Genomic DNA, 20,364 nt, shown 5'->3' on the forward strand with positions numbered 1-20,364 from the left:
TAAGGGTGTTGTATACACATGCACTTCCAGTAGGAGGTTCAGAAGTTATTGAATTTATTGTGCACGTGTCGGGAGACACACCCTTCGTCTGAAGGAAAAAACTTATATGCCCTTTAGCAGATAAGATAGTAAGAAGGACATGGTGGTGGTAATATGGTGAAGGATAGGATGGTGGAGCTCCTCCAGGAGCACTTTGAGTTGAACCTCTACGAGGCAAGGGCGTACGTGGCACTCGTGGGGTTCGGAGTTCTGACACCGGCAGAACTGGCCAGCGTCTCTGAGGTTCCGGCGCCGAGAACCTACGACGTTCTCAGGAGCCTCGAGAAGAAAGGATTCGCCATTAGCCAGCCCGGTAAGGTCAACAAGTACAGGCCCGTCCACCCGGAGAACATCCTCGAGAAGTTCATCGAGGAGTGGCAGGAGCGCATCAAGGAAGAGCTTGAACTCAAGAAGAAGGCCAAGGAAGAGCTCCTTGAGCTCATGAACCCGCTCATCGAGACCGAGATTCCGAAGTACGGTGTCGAGAGGGTATGGGTCGTCCGCGGAATAAGGAACGCCACTCTCAAGACCAGGGAGATGTTCGAAGACGTCAAGGAGAAGATACTCCTCGCCGACGATGGTTACATAGCAGCTAACCTGGAGAAGGAGATAATCTCAGCCGCCGACAGGGGCGTCGCCGTTAAGATAATAGTGGCCGAGAACCTCCTTCCGAGGATAAAGACCTCGAAGCTCATCGACTACGGCAAGAAGGGCAAGATCGAGCTCAAGGTTCTCGACAAGTTCGAGCTTCCGATGCTCATTTGCGACGACGAGGTATTCTTTGCCCTCGAGGACATGGCCGCTCGCTACTTCAACTACGAGACCCAGATATGGATAAGGGACTTCAGGGTCAGGAACCTCTTTGAGGGCAAGTTCAATGAGTACTGGGAGAAGGCCAAGAAGCTCTGACCTTCTCTTTTTGTTGTCCCTTCTGTTTTCCATTCCGTTCTACAAAATTCTTCCGAAAGGCTTCAAAGCGCTTATTGGTTCCTCGAACCAATTTAACATCTTTAACGGCAATTAGAACCCCGCGAGCTTTGACCATTACGAACAAAAGCATAGAAAATTCAAAGGGAAGAAATCAGACGTACTTGAACTCGTCTTCCTCTGGCTTCTTCTCCTTTATCTTCCAGTAGATTTTGTCCTCTTTTTCAAAGCTCTCCACCTTTCCCTGCTCGGAGAAACGGAGCAGGTACCTCCTGACTTCCATGGGGTCGATCCCTGTCTTTTCAGCTATCTCCTCAATGGTCTTCTCCCCATCCTCAAGTGCCTCCAAAACCTTGACGTTCTTCATTCTCCTCCCTCCAATGCCCGATACTTCAATATCAGTTCTATTATCTTCTCCATTGCACTTAAGTGTTTCTCAAGGGCATTCACATCACTCGGAAGGGCCGATGCCAGCTCCGCCAGTTTCGCCCAGAGGGCTGCCTCTACATCAACGTTCCTATCTGCAATGGAGTCGCGCTTATTCTTGGCCCTGTACTCGCAGACTGGGCAGAAAACCTTCCCGTCCTTTTCGAAGAGGGGTGAGCCGCATACAGGGCAGTGCCTGTCCAGCATCTTGGCTCCGGAGAGCATTAGGGGCGTTATGACGTTCCTTATCTCCTCGTCGGTGGGCCCTTTCACGTTCATCCCTCCATCAGAAGCCGGAAAACCTCAATCAGCGCTTCCTTCCCAAGTCTGGAGCGCTTTATCCTGTCCGAAACCTCCGCCACATCGAAGGCCACCACGTTGAACGCTTTCGTAACCCTCTCAAGGAGCTCCAAAAGTTCATCAAGGGTCAATTCACCGTGCTGAAACCTAGCAATCCTGTACTCCGGCCTGAGAACGTCCAGGTCAACAGTCAGGTACACATCCCCTCCAAGGTATTCCCTCGCATCCTCAACGACGCCGTCAACGCCGTGATTGGCAAGGTTGAGATAAGATTTCCATCCGCGAGGGGTCTTCCTTGTTCTTGGGAGGGCGGGATAAATACGCACTCGTCTCGTCCAGAGCTCCGTCCTCTTCGTGGTGGGTATCATGAGGACGGGGGCAATGACTGCCGCCCTTTCAACCCTGTGCTCCTCAAGTGAGTAGGCAAGCCACGAGCCGTGATCGAGGTAGTCGTGCATCAAATCCGTGTGAGCATCAACGCTGATGAGGGACGCGGGCCGGAGCTTTCCGACTATGGAGTATGTAGCCAGATGTTCCCCGATTACGTAGCAGCAGTCAGAGGGGACCAGTCTACTGAGGGTCTCAGGGTTCCTAGCATCCACTATATTAACGTCCTCCCCTAAAAGCCCTTCCTTTTCAAGCAGCTTTCTGGCGTAGTGGACACCCTCGCGGTTTGGTTTCTCGCCGAACGGGATGAGAGTTACCATTTTATCACCGGAATGTCATAGTTGAGGGATTTTAAAATCCTTATGGGGCTGAGCATCGATGGAACTTTTTGAACGGGAATATTTTTAAAGCAGACCAATCAACTAAAAAGGGCGATGGCGTCCGCCTGGCTCCGGCCAAATCGCCTTAATGGCTGATGACGCCTGTTCTACAGCTGATGGAGGCGGTAGAATGGGCTCGAAGCTTGGAGAGTTCGGACGCTTTGTGAATATAGATAGGGTTCTCGATTACGTTGAGAAGCGCCGCCACGAGGACGGTGGATACTGCTTCGTCAGTGTTTTGGATGACACCAACGTTAACGACACCTACTACGCCGTCAAAATCCACGACCTCTTGGGGCTCGAAGTTCCTGAGAAGGAGAAGACAATAGAGTTCCTCGAAGGAACAATTCAGCCACAGACAGCCGTTGTTGCAATAGCGATGGCCCTTGAGGCCCTTGCAATACTGGGGGCAGATGACGTTGCCAGGGAGCACGTGGACATAGTCTACACAAAGTACAACCCCCTTGAGGGCAAGTTCGCAGTCGGCCTCGGGGGGAGCGAGGAGTTCGGCACTGCAACACCGCTGGAGGCCACATACTGGGTCGTCAAGGCGTTCAAGGCCATCGGCCAGCCGATAAGTGAAGAAGAGAAGGAGAAAATACGAGCCTTCGTTATGAAGTTCAGGATGGGAACCGGATACGGTGTAAAACACCCAACGACCACTATGACGTACCAGGCACTTTTCACGCTCCACACGCTCGGTTACCGTCCACCCAAGAGCCCCCACTTCAGGAACTGCGAGCTCTGCGGCGACTGGGGCGGCTTCACGGAAGTTCCATACAGCCTCCCGCCGTATCTTGAGCCGACCTTCTACGCTACCAGGGGGCTTGAACTTCAGGATGAGAGGCCAACCTGCCCGAAAAGGCACATCTGGTTCATCCGCCAGCTTCAGAACTCAAACGGCGGTTTCAGGAGGAGCCTTGAGCTGGGAATATCCAACTTCCAGAACACGTATAGGGCACTCGCAGTGATTGAATCAATGATGAGGCACCTCTGAGTGATCCCTATGGACTTAATAGGAATCTATTTGAAGGAAGCCATGAACGAAGGATGCCCGGTGTGCAGGATCCTGCGCTCCTACGAGGAATCGCAGATAGACACCATCCTCTACGAGCACGTGAACGACCCGGAGGTCAGGAAAAAATTCCAGGAGAGCCTGGGCCTCTGCACGTACCACGCCTGGAAGACGCTCAAAAAAGCGTACTCGGAGCCCCTCCTCGGACCCCTTGGGGTAGCGATAATCTACGAGAGCATCCTCTCACGCTACATCACCTCCCTGGAGGAGAGAAAGCCCCTGGACGAGGGAGAGTGTTTCCTCTGCGACCTCGTTCAGCAGAAGGAGAAGGACACGGTAGAGGCGTTTGCGGAGAGGATTGAAGAGCTGCTCCCAGAGTACGAGAAATCGAGCTCAATCCTCTGTAAGAGGCACTACGAGATGCTTCTCCGGGAGGTCGGCCAGAGAGACCCAGAAACCGCGGACAGACTCCGGAAAATCCAAATAGAAAAACTAAAAGGCCTCCAGAAACGGATAAATTCCTTCATAAACAAGTTCGATTACAGGGCAGAGAAGGAGCCAACGAAGGAAGAGGCATCCTCCCTACCCCTGACGGTAGAAGCCCTGAAAGGCCTTGAAACTGGGGCAACCATTCGGGAGCACCAGGAGAAAAAGAGGGGGTTCTTACCGTGGAGATAACTCTGTCGCCGGAGGATCTTGAAGCAGTGAAGAGGAATAAGCGCGAAATCGAGAGGAGGTTCAACGACCTGAAAGGACTAGAGAGGACTTTAAAGGAGCTCAAGCTCGAATACCTGCGGGAGCACAGGGACAGACTGAAGAAGAAGCTAGAGGAAATGAGGAAGCTGTACGAGGAGATGACCGAGTTCGAGAGAAAGGCCAGACGTGACAAGGAACTTCTGATGGTCTTTAGAAAAGAGCTAAGCGAGGAGAATCGGAAGCTAAGAAAAGAGCTGGGGGACAGGATATGAAAATAACCCTCAGGTCAAAGGGGAGTTGGAGGAAAGTAACGTTCAAAATACCAGACGAAACGTTCGAGAGAATCGAAGAGCTATCAAAGCGCTATGGGTTTAGAGTTGATGAAACTCTCAGGATAATCCTCCTCCACGGTTACATCGAGAAAAGAGAGGAAAGCGCGGAGGAATTCAAGGAACTTGAGGAAGAAATATCCGCGCTGGAACGGGAGCTCTACGAACTCGAAGGAAAGTGGTCGCCATTGAAATTCACAACATACTACCTCGCGATGGACAACCAGAACCTCGCAATCCAGCTTTCGGGGATGATCGCCGAGAACAAACGCTTGAGAAAAATGCTTGGAAAGCCAGAGAGGGACTTCTCCGAAATTGAGCGGCTCATCCATTACTACTTATCATTCGAGGGCAAGGATTAAAAAGAAAACAAACCGGGCTCCGATGGTGGTAGGGTGAACGGCAGGATAGCACTCGCAATAGCACTGGGCGGTGCATTGGGGGCCCTTTTTAGATTTTATATCTCCGGCCTGCTTCCGGTCTACGGTGAATTCCCTGTTGGAACTTTAATGGTGAACAGTATAGCCAGCCTAATCCTGGGCTACATCTACGGCCTCCTCTTCTGGGGCTTTGACGTTCCCCCAGACTGGAGGGCCTTTTTCGGGACGGGATTCTGTGGCGCTTTGAGCACGTTTTCAACTTTCTCCTATGAAACTTTCTCTCTCCTCCTCGAGAGGGAGTATCTGATGGCCACCCTTAACATCCTAGCAAACGTTATAATCACGATCCTCCTAGTATTCGCGGGCTTCATGCTGGCCCGGAGGTGAAACCATGGTTGAGGTCGAGCACTGGAACACGCTCCGGCTGAAAATATACATCGGCGAGAACGACCGCTGTGATGGAAAGCCCCTTTACAAGGCGATAGTTGAAAAGCTCCGTGAGATAGGAATGGCCGGAGTGACCGTTTACCGTGGCATCTACGGCTTCGGGAAGAAGAGCCGTGTTCACTCCAGCGATGTGATGAGGCTCTCCACAGACCTGCCTGTTGTGATAGAGGTCGTTGATAGGGGCTACAAGATAGAGAAAGCCATCTGTGAGATAAAACCTATGATAAGAGACGGACTCATCACGGTTGAGCCCGTCATCGTGGTGTGGGTCGGAACGCAGGAGGAGGTCAAGAAGTTCGAGGAAGACGCCGTCAGGGAGGAGGAATGATTTTGTTGTAAATTTTCTATTTAGATATAGATTTTCCAGTATTCTATTGTATCAACCACAATTTTTTGCGAAAAGTTTATATATCATGAGGGGCCTAGAATATAACAAGCGGGCGGCACCCCGGTTGTACAATAAGGGATAGAATCAGAGCTGTAATCACCGACCCTCCGGGATGGAATAACCCCTCAAATTGTTTGCAGTTTTATTTTTAACTTGACCCGTACCCAATTGAAACCATGCCGAAAACCTAATAAGACTGATATGCAAATCTGTTTCTAGATGAGTGAATAAGCGTGCAAAATGCGGTGATCTCGATGGTCGAGCTCGACTTCGAGTTACCTTTAAAGGAACTCAATGGTGTGATGGAGAGATTCATGTCCGCGGAATTATTCACAAAGTGGGTCCTCTACAATGAGGACAGGGGTACTGTAGCCCTCCGCGTCGTGGTCCCGGACTTTGAGATGGAGCAGGTCATTCTGGATATTGCAGAAGTAGTCAGGGGACCGCTTGAAATAAGCATCGTAAAAGACGGTCTTGCGGAGATAAAGGTGGATCAGGCCTTCATCAACGTTATAAATGTAGATGGTGTCGTTTACCCATTAGCCCTCATAATGGAGTTCGATTTCAACGCCCATGTTCCTTCCAGAATAGAGCTTATAACCGAAAAGGACTGCCCTGAGGAAGTAATCAGCGCAATATTGCACACAAAGCTCGGCCCCTTTGATTTCAGAGACCCTATGAAGACGAAAATCCTCCAGAGCAACAAAATGACAAAGATAATGCTGACCACTGCAGTCTAAGCGACTTTAGAATGACCTTTTAGGTAACCTTAAAATCTTTTTACACTATTCTCTTCTGGTGATATCATGCTCCACCACGTTAAACTCATCTACGCGACCAAAAGCAGGAAGCTCGTTGGCAAAAAAATCGTTCTAGCCATTCCTGGAAGTATAGCCGCGGTCGAATGCGTCAAGCTCGCGAGGGAGTTGATACGGCACGGTGCCGAGGTTCACGCGGTGATGAGCGAGAACGCACAAAAGATAATCCATCCGTACGCTATGGAGTTCGCCACCGGAAACCCCATCGTTACAGAAATCACGGGCTTCATCGAACACGTCGAGCTCGCGGGAGAGCACGAGAACAAAGCTGACCTCGTCCTAGTCTGCCCAGCGACGGCAAACACCATCTCAAAAATCGCCTGTGGAATCGACGATACGCCAGTTACAACCGTTGTTACGACAGCCTTCGCTCACACTCCAATAATGATAGCCCCAGCGATGCATTCAACGATGTACGACCACCCTATTGTGAAAGAGAACATTGAGAAGCTGAAGAAACTGGGTGTAGAGTTCATCCAGCCGAGATTTGAGGAGGGCAAGGCAAAAGTGGCCTCAATCGAGGAGATAACCTACCATGTTATACGGAAGCTCCACAAGAAGGACCTTGCCGGGAAGCACATTCTCGTCACGGCCGGCGCAACAAGAGAGTACATAGACCCGATACGCTACATAACCAACGCAAGCAGCGGGAAGATGGGCGTTGCCATAGCTGAGGAGGCCGAACTCAGAGGGGCAGAGGTAACCCTCATCAAAACTAAGGGAAGCGTGCCGAGCCTTGTGGAGAACCAGATTGAAGTCGAGACCGTCGAGGAGATGCTGGAAGCGATAGAGAACGAACTGAAAAGCAAAAAATACGATATCGTTATCCTAGCGGCTGCCGTCAGTGACTTCCGCGTTAAGGATAAGGCAGCCGCCAAGATAAAGAGCGGAAAGCCGTTAACCCTCGAGCTCGAGCCGACCCCGAAGATAATTGACCGCGTGAAGGCTCTCCAGCCCGCCGTCTTCCTCGTTGGCTTCAAGGCAGAGACCGGGCTGAGCGAGGAGGAGCTTCTCAAAGCGGCCAGGAAGCAGATAGAGCGCGCCGGGAGCGATTTGGTAGTCGCCAACACTCTTAGTGCCTTTGGAAGCGAGGAGAACGAGGTTATGCTCGTGGGCAGGGCTTCTGTGAAAAAACTCCCAAGGATGGAGAAAAGAGAGCTGGCCGAACGATTGTGGGATGAGATAATCCCACTTCTATCGTGAACCGTTCTTACCTTTAAATTTCAAATTTCCGAAAGCTTCATAATTTCCGGGGTTTATCAACCTTCGGTGATTCTCTGTGAAGAAGATAGGAATAATCGGCGGAACCACCCCGGAATCCACCTGCTACTACTATCAGAACTACATCAAGATCAGCAGGGAGAAGTTCGGTCCCTTCACGTTCCCGGAGCTGATAATATACTCAATTAACTTCAAGGAGTTCCAGAACAACCCGCGCGGCTGGGAGGGCAGAACGGAAATCCTCATAAACGCGGCAAAGGCCCTTGAGAGAGCTGGGGCAGAGCTAATAGCCATGTCCGCCAACACACCGCATATAGTCTTCCCCCAGGTCCAGAAAGCTGTAAACGTGCAGATGGTGAGTATAATCGACGCCCTGATCGAGGAGATGAGGCACAGAGGTGTTAAGAAGGTTCTTCTCCTTGGAACCAAGACGACCATGACCGCCGACTTTTACAAGAATGCCCTCAAAGAGGCGGGCTTTGAGGTCATCGTTCCGAACGAGGAAGAGATTGAAAGGGTTGACGGAATCATCTTCAGCGAGCTTTCCTTTGAGAACCTGGAGAGTAAGCCCTACCTCGTAGAACTCGTTGAGAAGTATGCGAGGGAGAATGGGATAGAGGGAGTCATCCTCGGCTGCACAGAGCTACCGCTTGCTATCAAGCCTGGAGATGTCTCAGTTGAGGTCTTTGACACTGCCGCGATCCACATGAGGAAGCTCATCGAACTCGCTGCGGAATGAGGCTCGACTTTATTCTAGGTTTCTCTTAATTTCTCCAATTGGTTTCCTAAGATGGGCTCTCTCGACATGAAGTGAAGCAGACAAGTACTGCAAACCGGTCAAATCTCCTTGGGTGGGACGAGCACTCCAAACTCCGTGATTATCCCGCGGACGTACCTCCAAGGAGTCACGTCGAAGATGAAGTTCCTTATCTTGTAACCCTGCCTCGTGTACGGCCTCTCAACTATCTCAACCTCATCACTCGTGAGCTCAGGGTGAAGTTTGAAGCTCTCCGCGGCGGCATAGAAAGGTACCCCGACGTCGTGACAGGCGAGGGCTAGAGGGTACGTTCCCGCCTTGTTAAAGATAGCCCCATCTCGGGCTATATTATCGGCCCCAACGAGGGCTAGGGTTGCATTTTTGGCAAAGAGACCGAGCTGAGCGTCTGTGATGACCTCGTGGGGTATGCCCAGGGAGTGGAGCTCGTTTGCCAGGGCTATCCCCTCATAGTCGGGAGCACTCTCGGTTAGGATGACTCTGAACCTCTTTCCATTCCTCCGGGCGGATTTAAAGACCTCAAGAACGGCCGAGGAGAAGGAGTGGGTTATCACTACCTCGTTTTCGTCTATGAGCTCGCTTCCAATGTTTCCGATTTCCCTTTTGGCCTCCTCGGCCAGTTTTATGAACTCCTCCGCCTTCGCCCGCACCACCGCAGGGTCTCCGGTTACCGGGATAAATCGAGCGAGGTTGTAGAGGGAGGCCATCGTCCTGTTAACAGAGGGAACCTCTGTTTTCATCTCCTTGACTGCCTCTTCCAGCTCCTCTCCTTCAAAAGTCTCCGCGAGGGCTATGTACGCCTCCGCGCCTTTCATTGCGAGCCAGCTCGCTCCCCTTATGCGCTCTGAGCGCATCTCCTCTAGTACCGAAAGGACTTCCCGTGGAAGCATGACCAACACCACACACCTTAATTAGAGCCCAATAATCCAAGATGGCTCCCCTTTATCACTCTTTCGCCACGTCAGCACGAGCATCCGGACTGACTGAAACAAGGGAAGCTTTCGCGGTCAACAGATGAGAAGATGACGGTCACAGAGAAGACTTCAGGCCCCTCTTCCGGACCTTCTTAAGCTCATCCCACTCGAAGAACTGCCTGTTGAAAGGATCCAGCTGGGACACTACCTCACCGGGCAGAATCAGGGGGCGGGTGAGATACCTCTTTTTCTTCACGGGCTTCACCCCCATTTTATATTTAGGGCAAACTTCATAAAAACCTTCCCTTTTTCACCCTCAGTGAAAACAAGGCTTAAGTATTTTATCGCTGTAAAATTCCCGGTGATTCCATGAAGGTCAAGGTCGGTGTCAACGGTTATGGCACGATTGGAAAGCGCGTGGCCTACGCGGTCTCAAGGCAGGACGATATGGAGCTCATCGGGGTAACAAAGACGAAACCTGACTTCGAGGCTTACCGAGCTAAGGAGCTCGGAATTCCAGTCTACGCCGCGAGCGAGGAGTTCCTCCCGCGTTTTGAAAAGACCGGCTTCGAAGTGGCCGGAACGCTTAATGACCTCTTAGAGAAGGTCGACGTCATCGTTGACGCCACCCCTGGAGGAATGGGGGCCAAAAACAAGGCCCTCTACGAAAAAGCCGGCGTTAAGGCGGTTTTTGAGGGTGGGGAGAAGGCTTCAACGGCAGAGGTCTCCTTCGTGGCCCAGGCCAACTACGAAAAGGCCCTGGGAAAGGACTACGTGAGGGTGGTTTCCTGCAACACGACAGGTTTGACTAGGACGCTCTCTGCCCTTCAGGAGTACATCGACTACGTCTACGCCGTAATGATTAGAAGGGCCGCAGACCCAAACGACTCCAAACGCGGCCCGGTCAACGCTATAACGCCCAGCGTAACCGTTCCCTCCCACCATGGGCCTGACGTGCAGACGGTTATCCCGATAAACATCGAGACGATGGCCTTCACTGTGCCCACCACCCTCATGCACGTCCACAGCATTATGATCGAGCTCAAGAAGCCGATAACGAGAGAAGACGTGATAGATATCTTCGAGAACACCACCAGAGTTCTCCTCTTCGAAAAGGAAAAGGGCTTCGAGAGCACGGCCCAGCTCATAGAGTTCGCCCGCGACCTCCACCGCGAGTGGAACAACCTCTACGAGATAGCTGTCTGGAAGGAGAGCGTAAGCGTGAAGGGCAACAGGCTCTTCTACATCCAGGCCGTCCACCAGGAGAGCGATGTCGTTCCGGAGAACGTCGACGCAATAAGGGCCATGTTCGAGCTCGCCGACAAGTGGGAGAGCATAAGGAAGACGAACAGGAGCCTTGGGATTCTGAAGTGAGTTCAGAAACGTCTTTAAACCCATTTCCAATTTCTTTTTTGATAGAAGATGGAAGCTGAAGAGTACCTTCTCCTGCTTGGACTGGCGCTGGCGGTTCTTGCCCTCGTTTATCCCGGGCAGACACTCAGTGGGAAATTCTGCGAGGGGTCCCACGGAAAGCTGGGCGACTACTACGTCAGCGTCTCTGACGGTTTCCTCCGGGTTTCTGGGGAGGGCGGCGATGCCTTCGTTGCCTACGGTAAGAACGTTATCCTGCGCAGGATCCCCCTTGATTACTCGTATTTGCCTGACAGCGGGTGCTACAACGTCAAAATCAGATATAAGGGGCAGGCTTTTCTCTACGTTTTCGCCGGCGGGCTTGCCCTCGCTGGTGGGGCCTTCTTCTACATGGCCTTTCTGAAGTACAGATGAGTTCGCCTTTTGAAGTTATAAAAAGAAAAGCTCAGGGCGCGAACTCCTTCCTTGAGAAAGCGAAATATCCCCACAATATAAGCAACGTTGAGACTGCTAGGGTCAGGCTGTAGCCCGTGATGCTCCCAATGGAGAGGGCACCCCTGTATTTTACCGTTGTCAGTGTGGCAAAGAGATAGGCAAAGCTACTCATCAGGGCATCAATACTGCCACCGCCGGGTTTTCCTAGGAGGACACTGAAGGACATTGGTATGGCAGACGTGAGGACGAAAAGAGTCAGCGTTCCAGCGAGGGAATCCAGATAAGCCATGAGGATCACTATAAAGGCTACGTAGACCGGGATCTTAAGGAGCAGGGGAGAGAGGAACTGAGGGTAACCCCTCCACCAAGTTAGGAGGGCCACGCCAACGATTCCAGGGAGAAGACCGAGGGTGGCAACAACTAGGCGCCCAAGGAAGACTCTCTGGGGTCCGTTGAAGATGGAGAGCTCAAAGACCGTGGTTCTAGAATCCCTGAACACGTGGGAACCAATTAGGATGGCGTAGATGGGAAGGAATATGTACTCCATAAGGGCTATGAACTGACCCATACCGTCCGTCTTTATGGCCTTCAGCGATGAATCCGCAGCCAAGAACATTAGGAGCAGAAGAACAGTCGTCGCGGCAGGGGGGAAGAGGCCCCGTATATACCATCTAACGGCTTTCCGCGTAAGCATAGCGCAACCCCGCCCTTTTAAACCCCGCGATCACTCCTTTTCTAAAGAGGTCGTTCAAAAGCTCCTCATCGGCTCTGGCAACAACTATTGCCCCAAAGCTGTGAACCACTTGTATACCCTTAGGAAGCCCCAGCTCTTTCTCAGTTAACGTTATCTCGTAGATTCCCTCCGCGAACAGGTCCTTCCTGTCTCCCTGCCACACAAGTTTCCCCTCCTTCATAATGATGAAGTGATCAGCCACCGCCTCCCCCTCCTCCGGGTCGTGGGTTGCCAGTATAAGGCCCTTCCTCTTAGAGAGCAGGTCATCGATGATGCCAGCCCTGTAAGAGTCGAGGTGCGCAGTGGGCTCGTCGAGGACCACCACATCGGCATCACAGGAGAGGGCCATTAGAAGGTTGCAAAGCTGTGCTTGGCCGCTGGAGAGGCCATCAAGGCGGTGATCCATGAACTCGCCGATCCCCAGGGCATCAACAAGGTCGCCAACGTGGGGGCACCTGCTGTTAACCATGAGCGTCTCAACGAGGTCCCTAACCCTCACAGGTATTGAGAACTGGGGCTTTTCGAAGGAATAGCGGATGACGACCCATTTGTCCTTCCGAAGGTAGGGCTCAGTGCCGTTTATCGTTGCCTTTCCCTCGGTCGGCTTCCTCAAGCCGGAAAGAATGGAGAGGAGCGTCGTTTTGCCGCTCCCGTTGTGCCCGACAATGGCGAGCCTGTCCGCTTCCACGTTGAAGCTGACGCCCCTTATACCCCAAACCGGCCCATAGTTCACCCCAAGGTTCTCCACTTCCACCTTCATCCTTTCGCCCTCCCGGCGAGGATGAGGAGAACTATGCCGGCAAGGAGAAGCACGTAGTCCACCGGGGCCACATAGCTTGTGAAGCTGTACTTAAAGGCCTTCACCCAGTCTTGGGAGAGCGGCTGAACGTTAGTGCGGACCAAGAGAACATTCGGAAAATCCCCCTTGTACATCCATATAAGGGGGGTAGTGTTTATGCAGTTTCCAAAGACTCTACCTATCTGGAGGAGTTCAAACGTCTGCGGAACCCTAGGCCTGACTCCGAGAGCATAATATCCCCCATCACCTTTTAAATATCTCACAATCGGGAAGTAAAAAGATGAATTGAGCTTAATAGCGAGGCTCTTGTTGAAACGCTCAAGCCCTAAGGGAGCATAAAGCCTCGGAAAACCCACATAATGCGGTAGGAAATACCAGTTTATATACCCATTATCCCCCAGAGGTGGAAGCTTCACAATGGGGCGAGTTTTGTTGAGGATGTAAACATTTTCCCTGGGGAAGAAGAGCCTGACAAGAGAGTCATTTCTTGACAGAACCATGTTGACCTGACAGATTTTTCTGATTTCACCATTACTCCTGGTTGTGAAAAACGGCCATCTCCAGTCCTTTGGAGGGTTCTTAGTTGAGCTGTATCCATAACTTGGGGTTCCTCTGTAAAGTATCGCCGTGAAGTTGTAGCTCCCATTTTGGAGTACCTCAAAGTGATAAACATACGTGCGTGTAACAAGTTCTCCAACGTATGTAAAACTGGAACCGGGCTTATAGGGATTGTGATTTGAGCCACGGTATTGGCCGAAGTAATACCCAACTACAGGGTACGCCACAATCACAGTAGCTAGCAGAATGAAGATGAGGGCAGTTAAGGTGTAAACCTTTCTTTTATTCATCTTTCCACCTCCTTGATTACGCTAGAAAATTTAAAAATAAAAAATTCTTAATCACTTTAAGCTGAAACTACATAGTCAACAACTGCACCCACTGCAATGTCATATGCCTTATCTGCTATAGTATTGCCTCCACTGTCATCAACGTTATACCTCACCATAATGTAAGGTGTTCCAATAGAGTTCACATGGATATTCTTTGTACTCATAAAAGACGAGCCTGAGTACTCTATATAAAGCCACATGTCCATTGTTCCGTCTGTGGAATCCCACAATGTGTCTAAATGCCACCAGCCCGATGCATGATGCTTATATTCTGAGGTGGATGAATCCATTGACTTCCAGTATGCATTGCTACTGGTTCCTGAATGGCTCCCAAAGTGGATATAGTTGTATGGTTCTCCTAAAGGAGAAAATTCGATAAATCCATAGGGTTCAGTCTGGACTGTGTAGTATATGGTAGCGTACACATCCGCCTCAGCATACCATGTTTTCTGCTGTATCTTCAGAGTCACACTTCCGGGGGTCCCTGCAGAGACTGCCGGGCTCAAAAGCCCCAGTACGGCAAGCCCAACAAACAATCCTGCCAAGTATTTTCCATATCTTCTCATTTGCCCCCCCCATTACAGTGGATGGGCATGGAGTTATTGTGCATTAAACTTATAAGCTTTTCTCTTTATATTAGTACTAAAGATACTTGACTTATATAAAACCATAGAAGAGCCGTAGTAATTAGTTACAACGATGGTTTTTGATAAGAACATGGTTTCTCTCACAATATTGGCACCAACGTTTAACATCCCAAAAGGGAATATGAGGAAGACAAATAAGAGCCTGAGGATTCTGGAGTAATGAGCATTCATTTTCTTGATTTTTGTGCTGTTCTCTCATAGTTGCCTGCCCGGGAAAACAATAAATACTAAAGCCACGAAGAGAGCAAAGGGGAGCAGCATGAGTACGCCAGAAGAATGGGCGTCAGCATTCCCTTCAAAGCGTGATCTAAAAGAGAGGCTAGATTTCATTCGCTTCTACGTCTCCAGGCTTAAGCAGAACCCGGACGAGGTTTTCAGAGAGCAGGTTAAGCTCATCAACTCCCTCCTCAAGTCGTCGAAGAGCTTTCCACTGTCGAGGGAGGAGTACCCCCGCCTTAAGGGAAAGCTGAGGGCCAAGAAAGGCTAAATCCCCAGCTTTTTCTTCACTTCCTCCGCGCTCAGCCCCTTCACCAGAATGTCCTTCTCCCTGCCCGTTTCTCCGCGAAGAATACTGACTTCAGCTCCAAGGAGCTTTGAGAAGAACATGACGACCTCCTTGTTCGCTTTGCCTTCAACGGGCGGTGCCGATACCCTGACTTTCAGCCTTCCACGCCACTCATCCACCCCTTCAATCGCGTTCTTCTTCGCTTTGGGCTGGACGTGGATGAAGAGTAGAACACCGTCCTTGGTCTCCTTAAGGAACTTCATCTCAATCCCCCCAGTCGTACTTCCACACGATCTCCGGCGGGAACTCCTTCCGCTTAAGCTTTTCGAGTATCTCTCTCGCTACCGAATAGGCGAAGTCGAAGGTTTTCTTATCTATAAATCCATAGTTGAGAGCCATCTCAAGCTCGTCTTCATCGAGGAGAAAGGCTTCCCCGTTGGGGAAGACAAAAACATCCAGAAACAGGTCAAGCATCTCAAGATTATCTCCATCACGCTTCGTGTAGGCCAGAACGTCGATGTAGAGCCCTTTAAAGTTCCCCTCTTCGTCGTAGACCTTGAGGATGTCGCAGTTCTCTCCGGTGAAGGCGAAGTAGAGCATGTTGTAACCGTTGTCTATAACCTTAACGCCGTTAACTTTGAGCGGGGCCAGCATGCCGGAGAAGCGGGCTTTGGCAACTATAACGTCCCCTAAATCCGCAACTACCTCGTCTTCCCTCTCAAGAACCCTGTTCGGAATGCGTTTGTAGATTAAGTGGATTCTCTTCATCTTGTCCCCCATACCAGCTCGCTCAGAAGCTTTAAGGCAGTTGCGGCACCTATAAGAATGTAAAACCACCTGAGCCCCTCGCTTCCCAGTTTCAAACCGGCCTTCACACCGAGCCACGCCCCAACGCAGACCGGAACGACGACCGGAAGAAGCAGGGAGTATTCTATCTGCCCGCCGAGCCCGTACACCCCGGCCGCGACAAGGTTGTTGAAGAAGATGAGGGCCTTCGCCGTGCCGTTGGCCTTCAGCATGTCCATTCCAAAAAAGGCCCTCAATGCGGCTATTACTATGAGCGTTGACGCTATCCCCCGGATTCCGATGTAGGCACCGATGAGGAGCCCCACCCCGGAGATCCAGGCGGAACTGGCCTTCTTCACTCTCGCTCCACTCATCTCCGAGCCAGGCCGGATCGAGAAGTACAATCCCATGAGAAGCAGAACCAGCGACAGGGCACCGGCCGACCCCTCGGGGAGAGATGAGAAGAAGTAGCTGCCCCACAGGGCCCCGAGGACGGAGAAGGTGGTCAGATACGGAGCGGTTCTCACCTCAACGGCACCGCCGCGGTAGTAAGTTATTGCCGAGACGATGGTCAGCGCCGCTATGGCCACCTTTAACGTCCCAACGGCACTCTGCACGGGAATCCCGAGGAAGGTCAGCAGGGAGAATATCACGATGCTCCCGCCGCTCATGAGGGAACCGATGAAGCCGGATGAGAGGGAGATGATGGAGAGGGGTACGGTCTGCACGTGTCTGAGTTGGTGGAAGTCCTTAAATCGGTGTTGATAAGGTGGTTTTGACGGCCTGTGATATGGACGAGTTACCAAAGCATTTTTATTTTTTTGAGGTTATACTATGTATTGATGACGCGGAAATTGGAGGATATCAAGAGGATTTTGGAAGAACACAAACATGAGCTCCGCGCACGCTTTGGGGTTAGGACTATGGCCATATTCGGCTCCTACGCGCGGGGCGAGGAGGGCGAGCTTAGTGACCTTGATATCCTCGTTGAATTTGAGAGACCAGTAGGTTGGGAGATAGTGGACCTAAAGGACTACCTTGAGTTCCTGTTGGGAGTAGAGATAGACCTCGTCACAAAGAACGCCGCAATGAGCCGGAAAAGGTTTTGGGAGCACATAAAGGGTGAGCTGGTGTATGTCTAAGCGCGATCCGTGTCTCTTTCTCAATGATATCCTGAAAGCCATCGAAAGAATCGAAGAATACATCGAGGGCCATGACTTTGAAACCTTCGTAAAGGATAGAAAAACCGTTGACGCAGTTCTAAGAAACCTTGAAATTATTGGAGAGGCCGCGAAAAACGTGCCGGAGGATATCCGGGAAAAGTATTCGTCCATTCCCTGGAGAAGGGTTGTGGGCCTGAGAAACGTTGTTGTTCATCACTATTTTGGTGTTGACCTCTCTGTGGTGTGGGTTATCGTCAGCTCTCAAGTTGAGGAACTAAAAGAAGAGATAGAACAGGTACTCCTACAGGAATGCTAACCTTCGAAAATCAGCTCCCTCAGCTTCTCCGGCAACTCCTCGATCTTCACCCTCATCTGCTCCCTCGTGTCGCGGTCTCTGATGGTCACAGTACCGTCCTCAGGCGTCTGGTTGTCAACGGTTACGCAGTAGGGAGTCCCAATCTCGTCGTAGCGGAGGTATCTCTTCCCGACGGTGTCCTTCTCGTCGTAGACGACTATGAAACCTGTCTTCTGAAGGGTTCTGAAGATATCGTAGGCTATGTCCGTGAGGGGTTCTTTGGCCACGAGGGGAAGCACCGCCACCTCTATCGGCGCCATGTCCTTCTTTATCTTAAGGTACGTCCTGTCCTCATCGATAACCAATGAGTTCTCAAGGAGGAGGTAGAACGGCCTGTCTATACCAAAGCTCGGCTCGAGGACATGAGGCACTATCTTCTCGCCCATTATCTTCTCCTCAACCTCTTTGATTATGAAGTCGTCCTTCTCGAGCTCGTAGCCCTCGACTGTAACCATCCCGTCCTTTTCAAGGAGCTCAACCAGCTCGCGCTTCTTCTTCTCGTCCCAGTCCTGTACGATATCGTTTATCCTCTTGGCATCCTTCTTGAGCTTCGGCCCGACGCGCTTCATGTTGAGGCTCACTTTGAGGTGCTTAACTATCTTGGGCTCGTCGTAGTGGATGAGGACGGTCAAGTCTGCACCACTCATCTTCAGGTGCTTGCTCAGGTCGTAGTCGCCCCTGCTCGCCACTCCAACGCACTCCACCCAGCCGAAGCGCTCGCTGTGTATTTCAGCGTCCCATGTGTCGCGCGAGTAGTGGGCCCTCTCCTCTGGGAGTTGCTGCCTGAAGCGGATTTTGCCCTCGGGAATGCCAATGTCAAGGAGAGTCCTCTTGACCATGACCATGTAGTAGGCGAAGAAGGTGTTCATTACGTAGCCCTTCTCAACGCCCTCCTCAGCTGTCATCTCAACCATTCCGAGGTTCTTGAGCTGGTGCTCTATCGGGTAGAGCCTGAGAACCTCGTCCTTAACTTCGTCAAAGTGCGGGTGCTCGGTTTCCTTGGGGTTGAAGAATATCTCCGCTTCAGCCTGTGTGAACTCCCTGAGGCGGAGCATGCCCTGCCTCGGCGAAATCTCGTTGCGGTAGGCCTTCCCTATCTGGAAGACACCGAAGGGGAGCCTGTTCCTCGCGAAGGCGTTCAACCTCCTGAAGTTCACGAAGATGCCCTGGGCCGTCTCAGGCCTTAAATAGCCCTTCTGGTCGCCGTAGGGCCCGATCTTCGTCTCGAACATGAGGTTGAAGTACCAGACCTCGCCGAGCTCGCCGCCGCACTCAGGGCAACGAATATCGTGCTCCTTTATGAGTTCTGTGAGGTGTTCGGCGCTCATTCCCTCGGTGTCTATCCCAAGGGCCTCCTCGACGAGGTGGTCTGCCCTAAAGCGAGCGCCGCACTTCTTGCACTCCACCAGCGGGTCGACGAACTTCTCAACGTGGCCGCTCGCTATGAAGACCTTCTCCGGCGTTATGTTGGGAGTTTCAAGCTCGAAGAAGCCCTCCCTCTGGAAGGCCTTCCTTATCTTCCGCTCGATTTTACGCTTAATGGTCGCTCCGAGCGGGCCGTAGTCGTAGAATCCTCGTGAGCCGCCATAGATTTCAAAGCTGCCCCAGGCAAAGCCTCTCCTCCTCATCAAGTCCTGAAGAACCTCGTACTTATCGGGCTTTTCTCCCATCGCTCACCACCTGGAGAGTGGGTCGGGGATTTTCATAAAAAGCTTTTGGGGTGTTCCTTAGCAGTGTGTCAAACAAATTAAATGGATGATAATTTCATTCAGAAGAAAGGAGAACAATAAAAAATAAAGCCTTTAAATCATCCGGTTAGGATAAATCCAATGTAAAACTCGACCCAACCCTCGAAGGAATGCCAATACCACCCAGGCTCCCACCATTCAGGGGGATGTTCGTATCTGACCCCATAGTGCTCTCTCCATTCCCTGGATTCTGATTCTGGAAACCTTAGAGTCGCTCCAGGCTCTACCATATAGGTGTTTTCACCAACTGCTTTATCTTCTGCAATATCATGCCACCATTTTGCGAGTTCTTGAGAGAAATCACTTTGATCTTTAATTACAACATCTGAAATGGTATAGCTCCAGGACTGAGAGGCGCTAACTTGGGCCCCTTTATCACCTGCAGAAACACCTATTGTAACAGTTGATGTTTTAGACCCAGATGTTGTAGTTGGGGAGTAATCAGAGAGAAAGCCATCTGCCTCGTAGTAATCGGCATCAATCCAAGTAAACATATCTGCAGTTCTCCAGTCGGACCATCCTAGTTCCTTTCCTGGAACAGACTGTTGCCTTACATGAATATCGAACCAATTATAGTCTAAGGAGCCGTCGTTCACAAGTTGGTAGTATAGAGTTCTGAGGTTAAGCCTACCATATGGCTTCCAATTATCTCCAGTTGAGATGTCTAGTTGACCTATTTGGCTCCAATAGGGAGTAGAGTCCTCACTACCAGGATATCCAGGTGACAATGACTCAATGGAAGGAGATGTTGCTTCTGGTTGAAAGTTCTTAGCAACCCAATAATAAGCATCTTTCATTGCCTCTGGACTAGAGTCAATCGAAATGAAGACTTTGGATCTCAGTGTGCCATCCGGAAGCCGGTAAGCTATATACCCATACACCTGCTCCTTGGGAGTGGTTCCGTCTGGATTCCGCCCTCCTACGATCCTCGCATTCAACTGTCCCTTGAAAATTCCCTTAATAAGATCAGTATTGCCATTTACTATCACAGGAGTGTCTGAGAGAACTTCTTCCTTAAGGAATCTTCTGAACTGTGGAGTATCCTTCACTTTCAGACCTTCGATCACTAAAATGTGGGGTTTGTTGATCTTTTTGAATTCTGTGACTCTTACTGCCCTTACAAAATACTTTGGAGTTTCATTGCCGATGTAGTAAACTGGGATGCTGTTGTCAATCTTTTGGAAAGGAGGTGTATACTTCTTAGGACTGCTTCCCTGGGGATACGCCGCTACTAAGAACAGGCTTCCAATCAGGACTCCAAGTATGAACCACACCATTTTTTGTCGCATCTGCCCCCCCCAATAGGGTTGTCAATGTAATTAGTGCACCCATAGTATTTAAGCTTTTTGTCTCCTTAGATTAACAATTGGAAAGATATACATTGAATTAAAATCACTAAAAAGAGAAGAAATAAAAAGTGGAAAACCTACTTTTCTCAGCCCCGGGGCGGATCTCATTATTTTCAGTTAATAAAGATGGGGTTGATTAAG

Annotated in this window: 29 protein-coding genes and 1 riboswitch; of the genes, 15 read left to right on the plus strand and 14 right to left on the minus strand. The window is 50.8% G+C overall.

The annotated features are described in order from the left end of the window. The first annotated feature begins 153 nt into the window (after window positions 1-153). Window positions 154-948, plus strand: a complete 795-nt coding sequence (gene trmBL2, locus E3E29_RS04050; RefSeq protein WP_167909567.1) for an HTH-type transcriptional regulator TrmBL2 — start codon at window positions 154-156, stop codon at window positions 946-948. Window positions 949-1,120: 172 nt separating this feature from the next. Here the strand turns inward: trmBL2 and E3E29_RS04055 are convergent, their stop codons facing one another. The 3 genes from E3E29_RS04055 to E3E29_RS04065 are packed head-to-tail and all read right to left on the minus strand — an operon-like array spanning window position 1,121 to window position 2,399. After that, window positions 1,121-1,333 (minus strand): helix-turn-helix domain-containing protein, encoded by a 213-nt coding sequence (locus tag E3E29_RS04055; RefSeq protein WP_167909568.1) that lies wholly within the window; start codon window positions 1,331-1,333, stop codon window positions 1,121-1,123. Next, window positions 1,330-1,671, minus strand: a complete 342-nt coding sequence (locus E3E29_RS04060) for an Sjogren's syndrome/scleroderma autoantigen 1 family protein (RefSeq protein WP_167909569.1) — start codon at window positions 1,669-1,671, stop codon at window positions 1,330-1,332. The genes E3E29_RS04055 and E3E29_RS04060 overlap by 4 nt, the downstream gene beginning before the upstream one ends. Then, complete coding sequence (locus E3E29_RS04065) at window positions 1,668-2,399, minus strand: arginase family protein (protein ID WP_167909570.1); 732 nt, start codon at window positions 2,397-2,399, stop codon at window positions 1,668-1,670. The genes E3E29_RS04060 and E3E29_RS04065 overlap by 4 nt, the downstream gene beginning before the upstream one ends. Before the next feature lie 101 nt (window positions 2,400-2,500). After that, a riboswitch (Fluoride riboswitch) is annotated at window positions 2,501-2,571 on the plus strand. Window positions 2,572-2,589: 18 nt separating this feature from the next. Here E3E29_RS04065 and E3E29_RS04070 point away from each other — a divergent pair. The 9 genes from E3E29_RS04070 to E3E29_RS04110 all read left to right on the plus strand — a co-directional run bounded on the left by E3E29_RS04070 (window position 2,590) and on the right by E3E29_RS04110 (window position 8,492). Then, the gene (locus tag E3E29_RS04070) at window positions 2,590-3,456 is read left to right on the plus strand and encodes a hypothetical protein (RefSeq protein ID WP_167909571.1); all 867 of its coding nucleotides are present in this window, start codon (window positions 2,590-2,592) and stop codon (window positions 3,454-3,456) included. 9 nt (window positions 3,457-3,465) lie between these two features. Next, on the plus strand, window positions 3,466-4,152 hold the full coding sequence (locus E3E29_RS04075; RefSeq protein ID WP_167909896.1) for a DUF6062 family protein: 687 nt from the start codon (window positions 3,466-3,468) through the stop codon (window positions 4,150-4,152). Then, window positions 4,143-4,442 (plus strand): hypothetical protein, encoded by a 300-nt coding sequence (locus E3E29_RS04080; protein ID WP_167909572.1) that lies wholly within the window; start codon window positions 4,143-4,145, stop codon window positions 4,440-4,442. Before E3E29_RS04075 ends, E3E29_RS04080 begins: the two co-directional genes overlap by 10 nt. Beyond that, the gene (locus tag E3E29_RS04085) at window positions 4,439-4,861 is read left to right on the plus strand and encodes a hypothetical protein (protein ID WP_167909573.1); all 423 of its coding nucleotides are present in this window, start codon (window positions 4,439-4,441) and stop codon (window positions 4,859-4,861) included. The genes E3E29_RS04080 and E3E29_RS04085 overlap by 4 nt, the downstream gene beginning before the upstream one ends. Window positions 4,862-4,894: 33 nt before the next feature. Continuing rightward, window positions 4,895-5,266 carry a fluoride efflux transporter CrcB gene (crcB, locus tag E3E29_RS04090; protein ID WP_167909574.1) on the plus strand — a complete coding sequence of 124 codons (372 nt, stop codon included), beginning with the start codon at window positions 4,895-4,897 and terminating at the stop codon, window positions 5,264-5,266. A gap of 4 nt (window positions 5,267-5,270) precedes the next feature. Further along, a complete protein-coding gene (locus tag E3E29_RS04095) occupies window positions 5,271-5,654 on the plus strand; it encodes a DUF190 domain-containing protein (protein WP_167909575.1) in 384 nt (127 codons plus the stop codon). 314 nt (window positions 5,655-5,968) lie between these two features. After that, window positions 5,969-6,454 carry a hypothetical protein gene (locus E3E29_RS04100; RefSeq protein WP_167909576.1) on the plus strand — a complete coding sequence of 162 codons (486 nt, stop codon included), beginning with the start codon at window positions 5,969-5,971 and terminating at the stop codon, window positions 6,452-6,454. A 66-nt stretch (window positions 6,455-6,520) separates the two neighbouring features. After that, the gene (gene coaBC / locus E3E29_RS04105; RefSeq protein WP_167909577.1) at window positions 6,521-7,735 is read left to right on the plus strand and encodes a bifunctional phosphopantothenoylcysteine decarboxylase/phosphopantothenate--cysteine ligase CoaBC; all 1,215 of its coding nucleotides are present in this window, start codon (window positions 6,521-6,523) and stop codon (window positions 7,733-7,735) included. 76 nt (window positions 7,736-7,811) lie between these two features. Next, window positions 7,812-8,492 (plus strand): aspartate/glutamate racemase family protein, encoded by a 681-nt coding sequence (locus tag E3E29_RS04110; RefSeq protein WP_167909578.1) that lies wholly within the window; start codon window positions 7,812-7,814, stop codon window positions 8,490-8,492. Between the two features lie 98 nt (window positions 8,493-8,590). Here E3E29_RS04110 and E3E29_RS04115 read toward each other — a convergent pair whose 3' ends face one another. Together E3E29_RS04115 and E3E29_RS04120 are read right to left on the minus strand one after the other, a co-directional pair. After that, a complete protein-coding gene (locus tag E3E29_RS04115; protein WP_167909897.1) occupies window positions 8,591-9,418 on the minus strand; it encodes a translation initiation factor IF-2B subunit alpha in 828 nt (275 codons plus the stop codon). Window positions 9,419-9,557: 139 nt separating this feature from the next. Beyond that, entirely contained in the window at window positions 9,558-9,713 is a 156-nt protein-coding gene (locus E3E29_RS04120; protein WP_167909579.1) for a hypothetical protein, read from the minus strand. Between the two features lie 98 nt (window positions 9,714-9,811). On the opposite strand from E3E29_RS04120, the gene E3E29_RS04125 reads away from it, so the two are divergent. Continuing rightward, window positions 9,812-10,816 carry a phosphorylating glyceraldehyde-3-phosphate dehydrogenase gene (locus tag E3E29_RS04125; protein WP_167909580.1) on the plus strand — a complete coding sequence of 335 codons (1,005 nt, stop codon included), beginning with the start codon at window positions 9,812-9,814 and terminating at the stop codon, window positions 10,814-10,816. A 48-nt stretch (window positions 10,817-10,864) separates the two neighbouring features. Beyond that, window positions 10,865-11,227 carry a hypothetical protein gene (locus E3E29_RS04130; protein ID WP_167909581.1) on the plus strand — a complete coding sequence of 121 codons (363 nt, stop codon included), beginning with the start codon at window positions 10,865-10,867 and terminating at the stop codon, window positions 11,225-11,227. A 31-nt stretch (window positions 11,228-11,258) separates the two neighbouring features. Here the strand turns inward: E3E29_RS04130 and E3E29_RS04135 are convergent, their stop codons facing one another. The 4 genes from E3E29_RS04135 to E3E29_RS04150 are packed head-to-tail and all read right to left on the minus strand — an operon-like array spanning window position 11,259 to window position 14,236. Beyond that, on the minus strand, window positions 11,259-11,942 hold the full coding sequence (locus tag E3E29_RS04135; RefSeq protein WP_167909582.1) for a hypothetical protein: 684 nt from the start codon (window positions 11,940-11,942) through the stop codon (window positions 11,259-11,261). Beyond that, the gene (locus E3E29_RS04140) at window positions 11,920-12,741 is read right to left on the minus strand and encodes an ATP-binding cassette domain-containing protein (RefSeq protein ID WP_167909583.1); all 822 of its coding nucleotides are present in this window, start codon (window positions 12,739-12,741) and stop codon (window positions 11,920-11,922) included. The genes E3E29_RS04135 and E3E29_RS04140 overlap by 23 nt, the downstream gene beginning before the upstream one ends. Beyond that, window positions 12,738-13,628 carry a hypothetical protein gene (locus E3E29_RS04145; protein WP_167909584.1) on the minus strand — a complete coding sequence of 297 codons (891 nt, stop codon included), beginning with the start codon at window positions 13,626-13,628 and terminating at the stop codon, window positions 12,738-12,740. The genes E3E29_RS04140 and E3E29_RS04145 overlap by 4 nt, the downstream gene beginning before the upstream one ends. Window positions 13,629-13,684: 56 nt before the next feature. Next, window positions 13,685-14,236, minus strand: a complete 552-nt coding sequence (locus E3E29_RS04150) for a hypothetical protein (protein WP_167909585.1) — start codon at window positions 14,234-14,236, stop codon at window positions 13,685-13,687. Between the two features lie 340 nt (window positions 14,237-14,576). Here E3E29_RS04150 and E3E29_RS04155 point away from each other — a divergent pair, with 340 nt between their 5' ends. Beyond that, window positions 14,577-14,804 (plus strand): hypothetical protein, encoded by a 228-nt coding sequence (locus E3E29_RS04155; protein ID WP_167909586.1) that lies wholly within the window; start codon window positions 14,577-14,579, stop codon window positions 14,802-14,804. Here the strand turns inward: E3E29_RS04155 and E3E29_RS04160 are convergent. Genes E3E29_RS04160 through E3E29_RS04170 form a run of 3 tightly spaced genes read right to left on the minus strand, consistent with a single transcriptional unit; the run spans window position 14,801 to window position 16,336 of the window. After that, on the minus strand, window positions 14,801-15,085 hold the full coding sequence (locus E3E29_RS04160) for a DUF167 domain-containing protein (protein ID WP_167909587.1): 285 nt from the start codon (window positions 15,083-15,085) through the stop codon (window positions 14,801-14,803). The two genes, E3E29_RS04155 and E3E29_RS04160, sit on opposite strands and share 4 nt — an antisense overlap. A gap of 1 nt (window position 15,086) precedes the next feature. Next, the gene (locus E3E29_RS04165) at window positions 15,087-15,590 is read right to left on the minus strand and encodes a DUF402 domain-containing protein (RefSeq protein WP_167909588.1); all 504 of its coding nucleotides are present in this window, start codon (window positions 15,588-15,590) and stop codon (window positions 15,087-15,089) included. Next, window positions 15,587-16,336, minus strand: a complete 750-nt coding sequence (locus tag E3E29_RS04170) for a sulfite exporter TauE/SafE family protein (RefSeq protein WP_167909589.1) — start codon at window positions 16,334-16,336, stop codon at window positions 15,587-15,589. The genes E3E29_RS04165 and E3E29_RS04170 overlap by 4 nt, the downstream gene beginning before the upstream one ends. A 114-nt stretch (window positions 16,337-16,450) precedes the next feature. Between E3E29_RS04170 and E3E29_RS04175 the strand changes: the two genes are divergently transcribed. Together E3E29_RS04175 and E3E29_RS04180 are read left to right on the plus strand one after the other, a co-directional pair. Beyond that, on the plus strand, window positions 16,451-16,750 hold the full coding sequence (locus tag E3E29_RS04175) for a nucleotidyltransferase family protein (RefSeq protein ID WP_167909590.1): 300 nt from the start codon (window positions 16,451-16,453) through the stop codon (window positions 16,748-16,750). Further along, window positions 16,743-17,087 carry a DUF86 domain-containing protein gene (locus tag E3E29_RS04180; RefSeq protein WP_167909591.1) on the plus strand — a complete coding sequence of 115 codons (345 nt, stop codon included), beginning with the start codon at window positions 16,743-16,745 and terminating at the stop codon, window positions 17,085-17,087. The genes E3E29_RS04175 and E3E29_RS04180 overlap by 8 nt, the downstream gene beginning before the upstream one ends. On the opposite strand, the gene glyS is transcribed toward E3E29_RS04180, so the two are convergent. Then, entirely contained in the window at window positions 17,084-18,796 is a 1,713-nt protein-coding gene (glyS, locus tag E3E29_RS04185; protein WP_167909592.1) for a glycine--tRNA ligase, read from the minus strand. The genes E3E29_RS04180 and glyS overlap by 4 nt on opposite strands. Before the next feature lie 137 nt (window positions 18,797-18,933). Next, entirely contained in the window at window positions 18,934-20,151 is a 1,218-nt protein-coding gene (locus tag E3E29_RS04190) for a hypothetical protein (protein ID WP_167909593.1), read from the minus strand. Between the last annotated feature and the right edge of the window lie 213 nt (window positions 20,152-20,364).

It is taken from the genome of Thermococcus sp. Bubb.Bath (genome assembly GCF_012027595.1).
GTDB lineage: Archaea > Methanobacteriota_B > Thermococci > Thermococcales > Thermococcaceae > Thermococcus.

What these genes read in the sequence shown, in the direction of transcription:
- E3E29_RS04135 (WP_167909582.1), bottom strand. Translation starts at nt 11,942, where the DNA reads ATGCTTACGCGGAAAGCCGTTAGATGGTATATACGGGGCCTCTTCCCC.
- E3E29_RS04145 (WP_167909584.1), bottom strand. Translation starts at nt 13,628, where the DNA reads ATGAATAAAAGAAAGGTTTACACCTTAACTGCCCTCATCTTCATTCTG.
- E3E29_RS04095 (WP_167909575.1), top strand. Translation starts at nt 5,271, where the DNA reads ATGGTTGAGGTCGAGCACTGGAACACGCTCCGGCTGAAAATATACATC.
- E3E29_RS04075 (WP_167909896.1), top strand. Translation starts at nt 3,466, where the DNA reads ATGGACTTAATAGGAATCTATTTGAAGGAAGCCATGAACGAAGGATGC.
- E3E29_RS04190 (WP_167909593.1), bottom strand. Translation starts at nt 20,151, where the DNA reads ATGGTGTGGTTCATACTTGGAGTCCTGATTGGAAGCCTGTTCTTAGTA.
- E3E29_RS04140 (WP_167909583.1), bottom strand. Translation starts at nt 12,741, where the DNA reads ATGAAGGTGGAAGTGGAGAACCTTGGGGTGAACTATGGGCCGGTTTGG.
- trmBL2 (WP_167909567.1), top strand. Translation starts at nt 154, where the DNA reads ATGGTGAAGGATAGGATGGTGGAGCTCCTCCAGGAGCACTTTGAGTTG.
- E3E29_RS04115 (WP_167909897.1), bottom strand. Translation starts at nt 9,418, where the DNA reads ATGCTTCCACGGGAAGTCCTTTCGGTACTAGAGGAGATGCGCTCAGAG.
- E3E29_RS04060 (WP_167909569.1), bottom strand. Translation starts at nt 1,671, where the DNA reads ATGAACGTGAAAGGGCCCACCGACGAGGAGATAAGGAACGTCATAACG.
- E3E29_RS04180 (WP_167909591.1), top strand. Translation starts at nt 16,743, where the DNA reads ATGTCTAAGCGCGATCCGTGTCTCTTTCTCAATGATATCCTGAAAGCC.
- E3E29_RS04055 (WP_167909568.1), bottom strand. Translation starts at nt 1,333, where the DNA reads ATGAAGAACGTCAAGGTTTTGGAGGCACTTGAGGATGGGGAGAAGACC.
- E3E29_RS04125 (WP_167909580.1), top strand. Translation starts at nt 9,812, where the DNA reads ATGAAGGTCAAGGTCGGTGTCAACGGTTATGGCACGATTGGAAAGCGC.
- E3E29_RS04150 (WP_167909585.1), bottom strand. Translation starts at nt 14,236, where the DNA reads ATGAGAAGATATGGAAAATACTTGGCAGGATTGTTTGTTGGGCTTGCC.
- E3E29_RS04165 (WP_167909588.1), bottom strand. Translation starts at nt 15,590, where the DNA reads ATGAAGAGAATCCACTTAATCTACAAACGCATTCCGAACAGGGTTCTT.
- E3E29_RS04130 (WP_167909581.1), top strand. Translation starts at nt 10,865, where the DNA reads ATGGAAGCTGAAGAGTACCTTCTCCTGCTTGGACTGGCGCTGGCGGTT.
- E3E29_RS04065 (WP_167909570.1), bottom strand. Translation starts at nt 2,399, where the DNA reads ATGGTAACTCTCATCCCGTTCGGCGAGAAACCAAACCGCGAGGGTGTC.
- E3E29_RS04100 (WP_167909576.1), top strand. Translation starts at nt 5,969, where the DNA reads ATGGTCGAGCTCGACTTCGAGTTACCTTTAAAGGAACTCAATGGTGTG.
- E3E29_RS04155 (WP_167909586.1), top strand. Translation starts at nt 14,577, where the DNA reads ATGAGTACGCCAGAAGAATGGGCGTCAGCATTCCCTTCAAAGCGTGAT.
- E3E29_RS04070 (WP_167909571.1), top strand. Translation starts at nt 2,590, where the DNA reads ATGGGCTCGAAGCTTGGAGAGTTCGGACGCTTTGTGAATATAGATAGG.
- coaBC (WP_167909577.1), top strand. Translation starts at nt 6,521, where the DNA reads ATGCTCCACCACGTTAAACTCATCTACGCGACCAAAAGCAGGAAGCTC.
- E3E29_RS04085 (WP_167909573.1), top strand. Translation starts at nt 4,439, where the DNA reads ATGAAAATAACCCTCAGGTCAAAGGGGAGTTGGAGGAAAGTAACGTTC.
- E3E29_RS04175 (WP_167909590.1), top strand. Translation starts at nt 16,451, where the DNA reads ATGACGCGGAAATTGGAGGATATCAAGAGGATTTTGGAAGAACACAAA.
- E3E29_RS04160 (WP_167909587.1), bottom strand. Translation starts at nt 15,085, where the DNA reads ATGAAGTTCCTTAAGGAGACCAAGGACGGTGTTCTACTCTTCATCCAC.
- glyS (WP_167909592.1), bottom strand. Translation starts at nt 18,796, where the DNA reads ATGGGAGAAAAGCCCGATAAGTACGAGGTTCTTCAGGACTTGATGAGG.
- E3E29_RS04120 (WP_167909579.1), bottom strand. Translation starts at nt 9,713, where the DNA reads ATGGGGGTGAAGCCCGTGAAGAAAAAGAGGTATCTCACCCGCCCCCTG.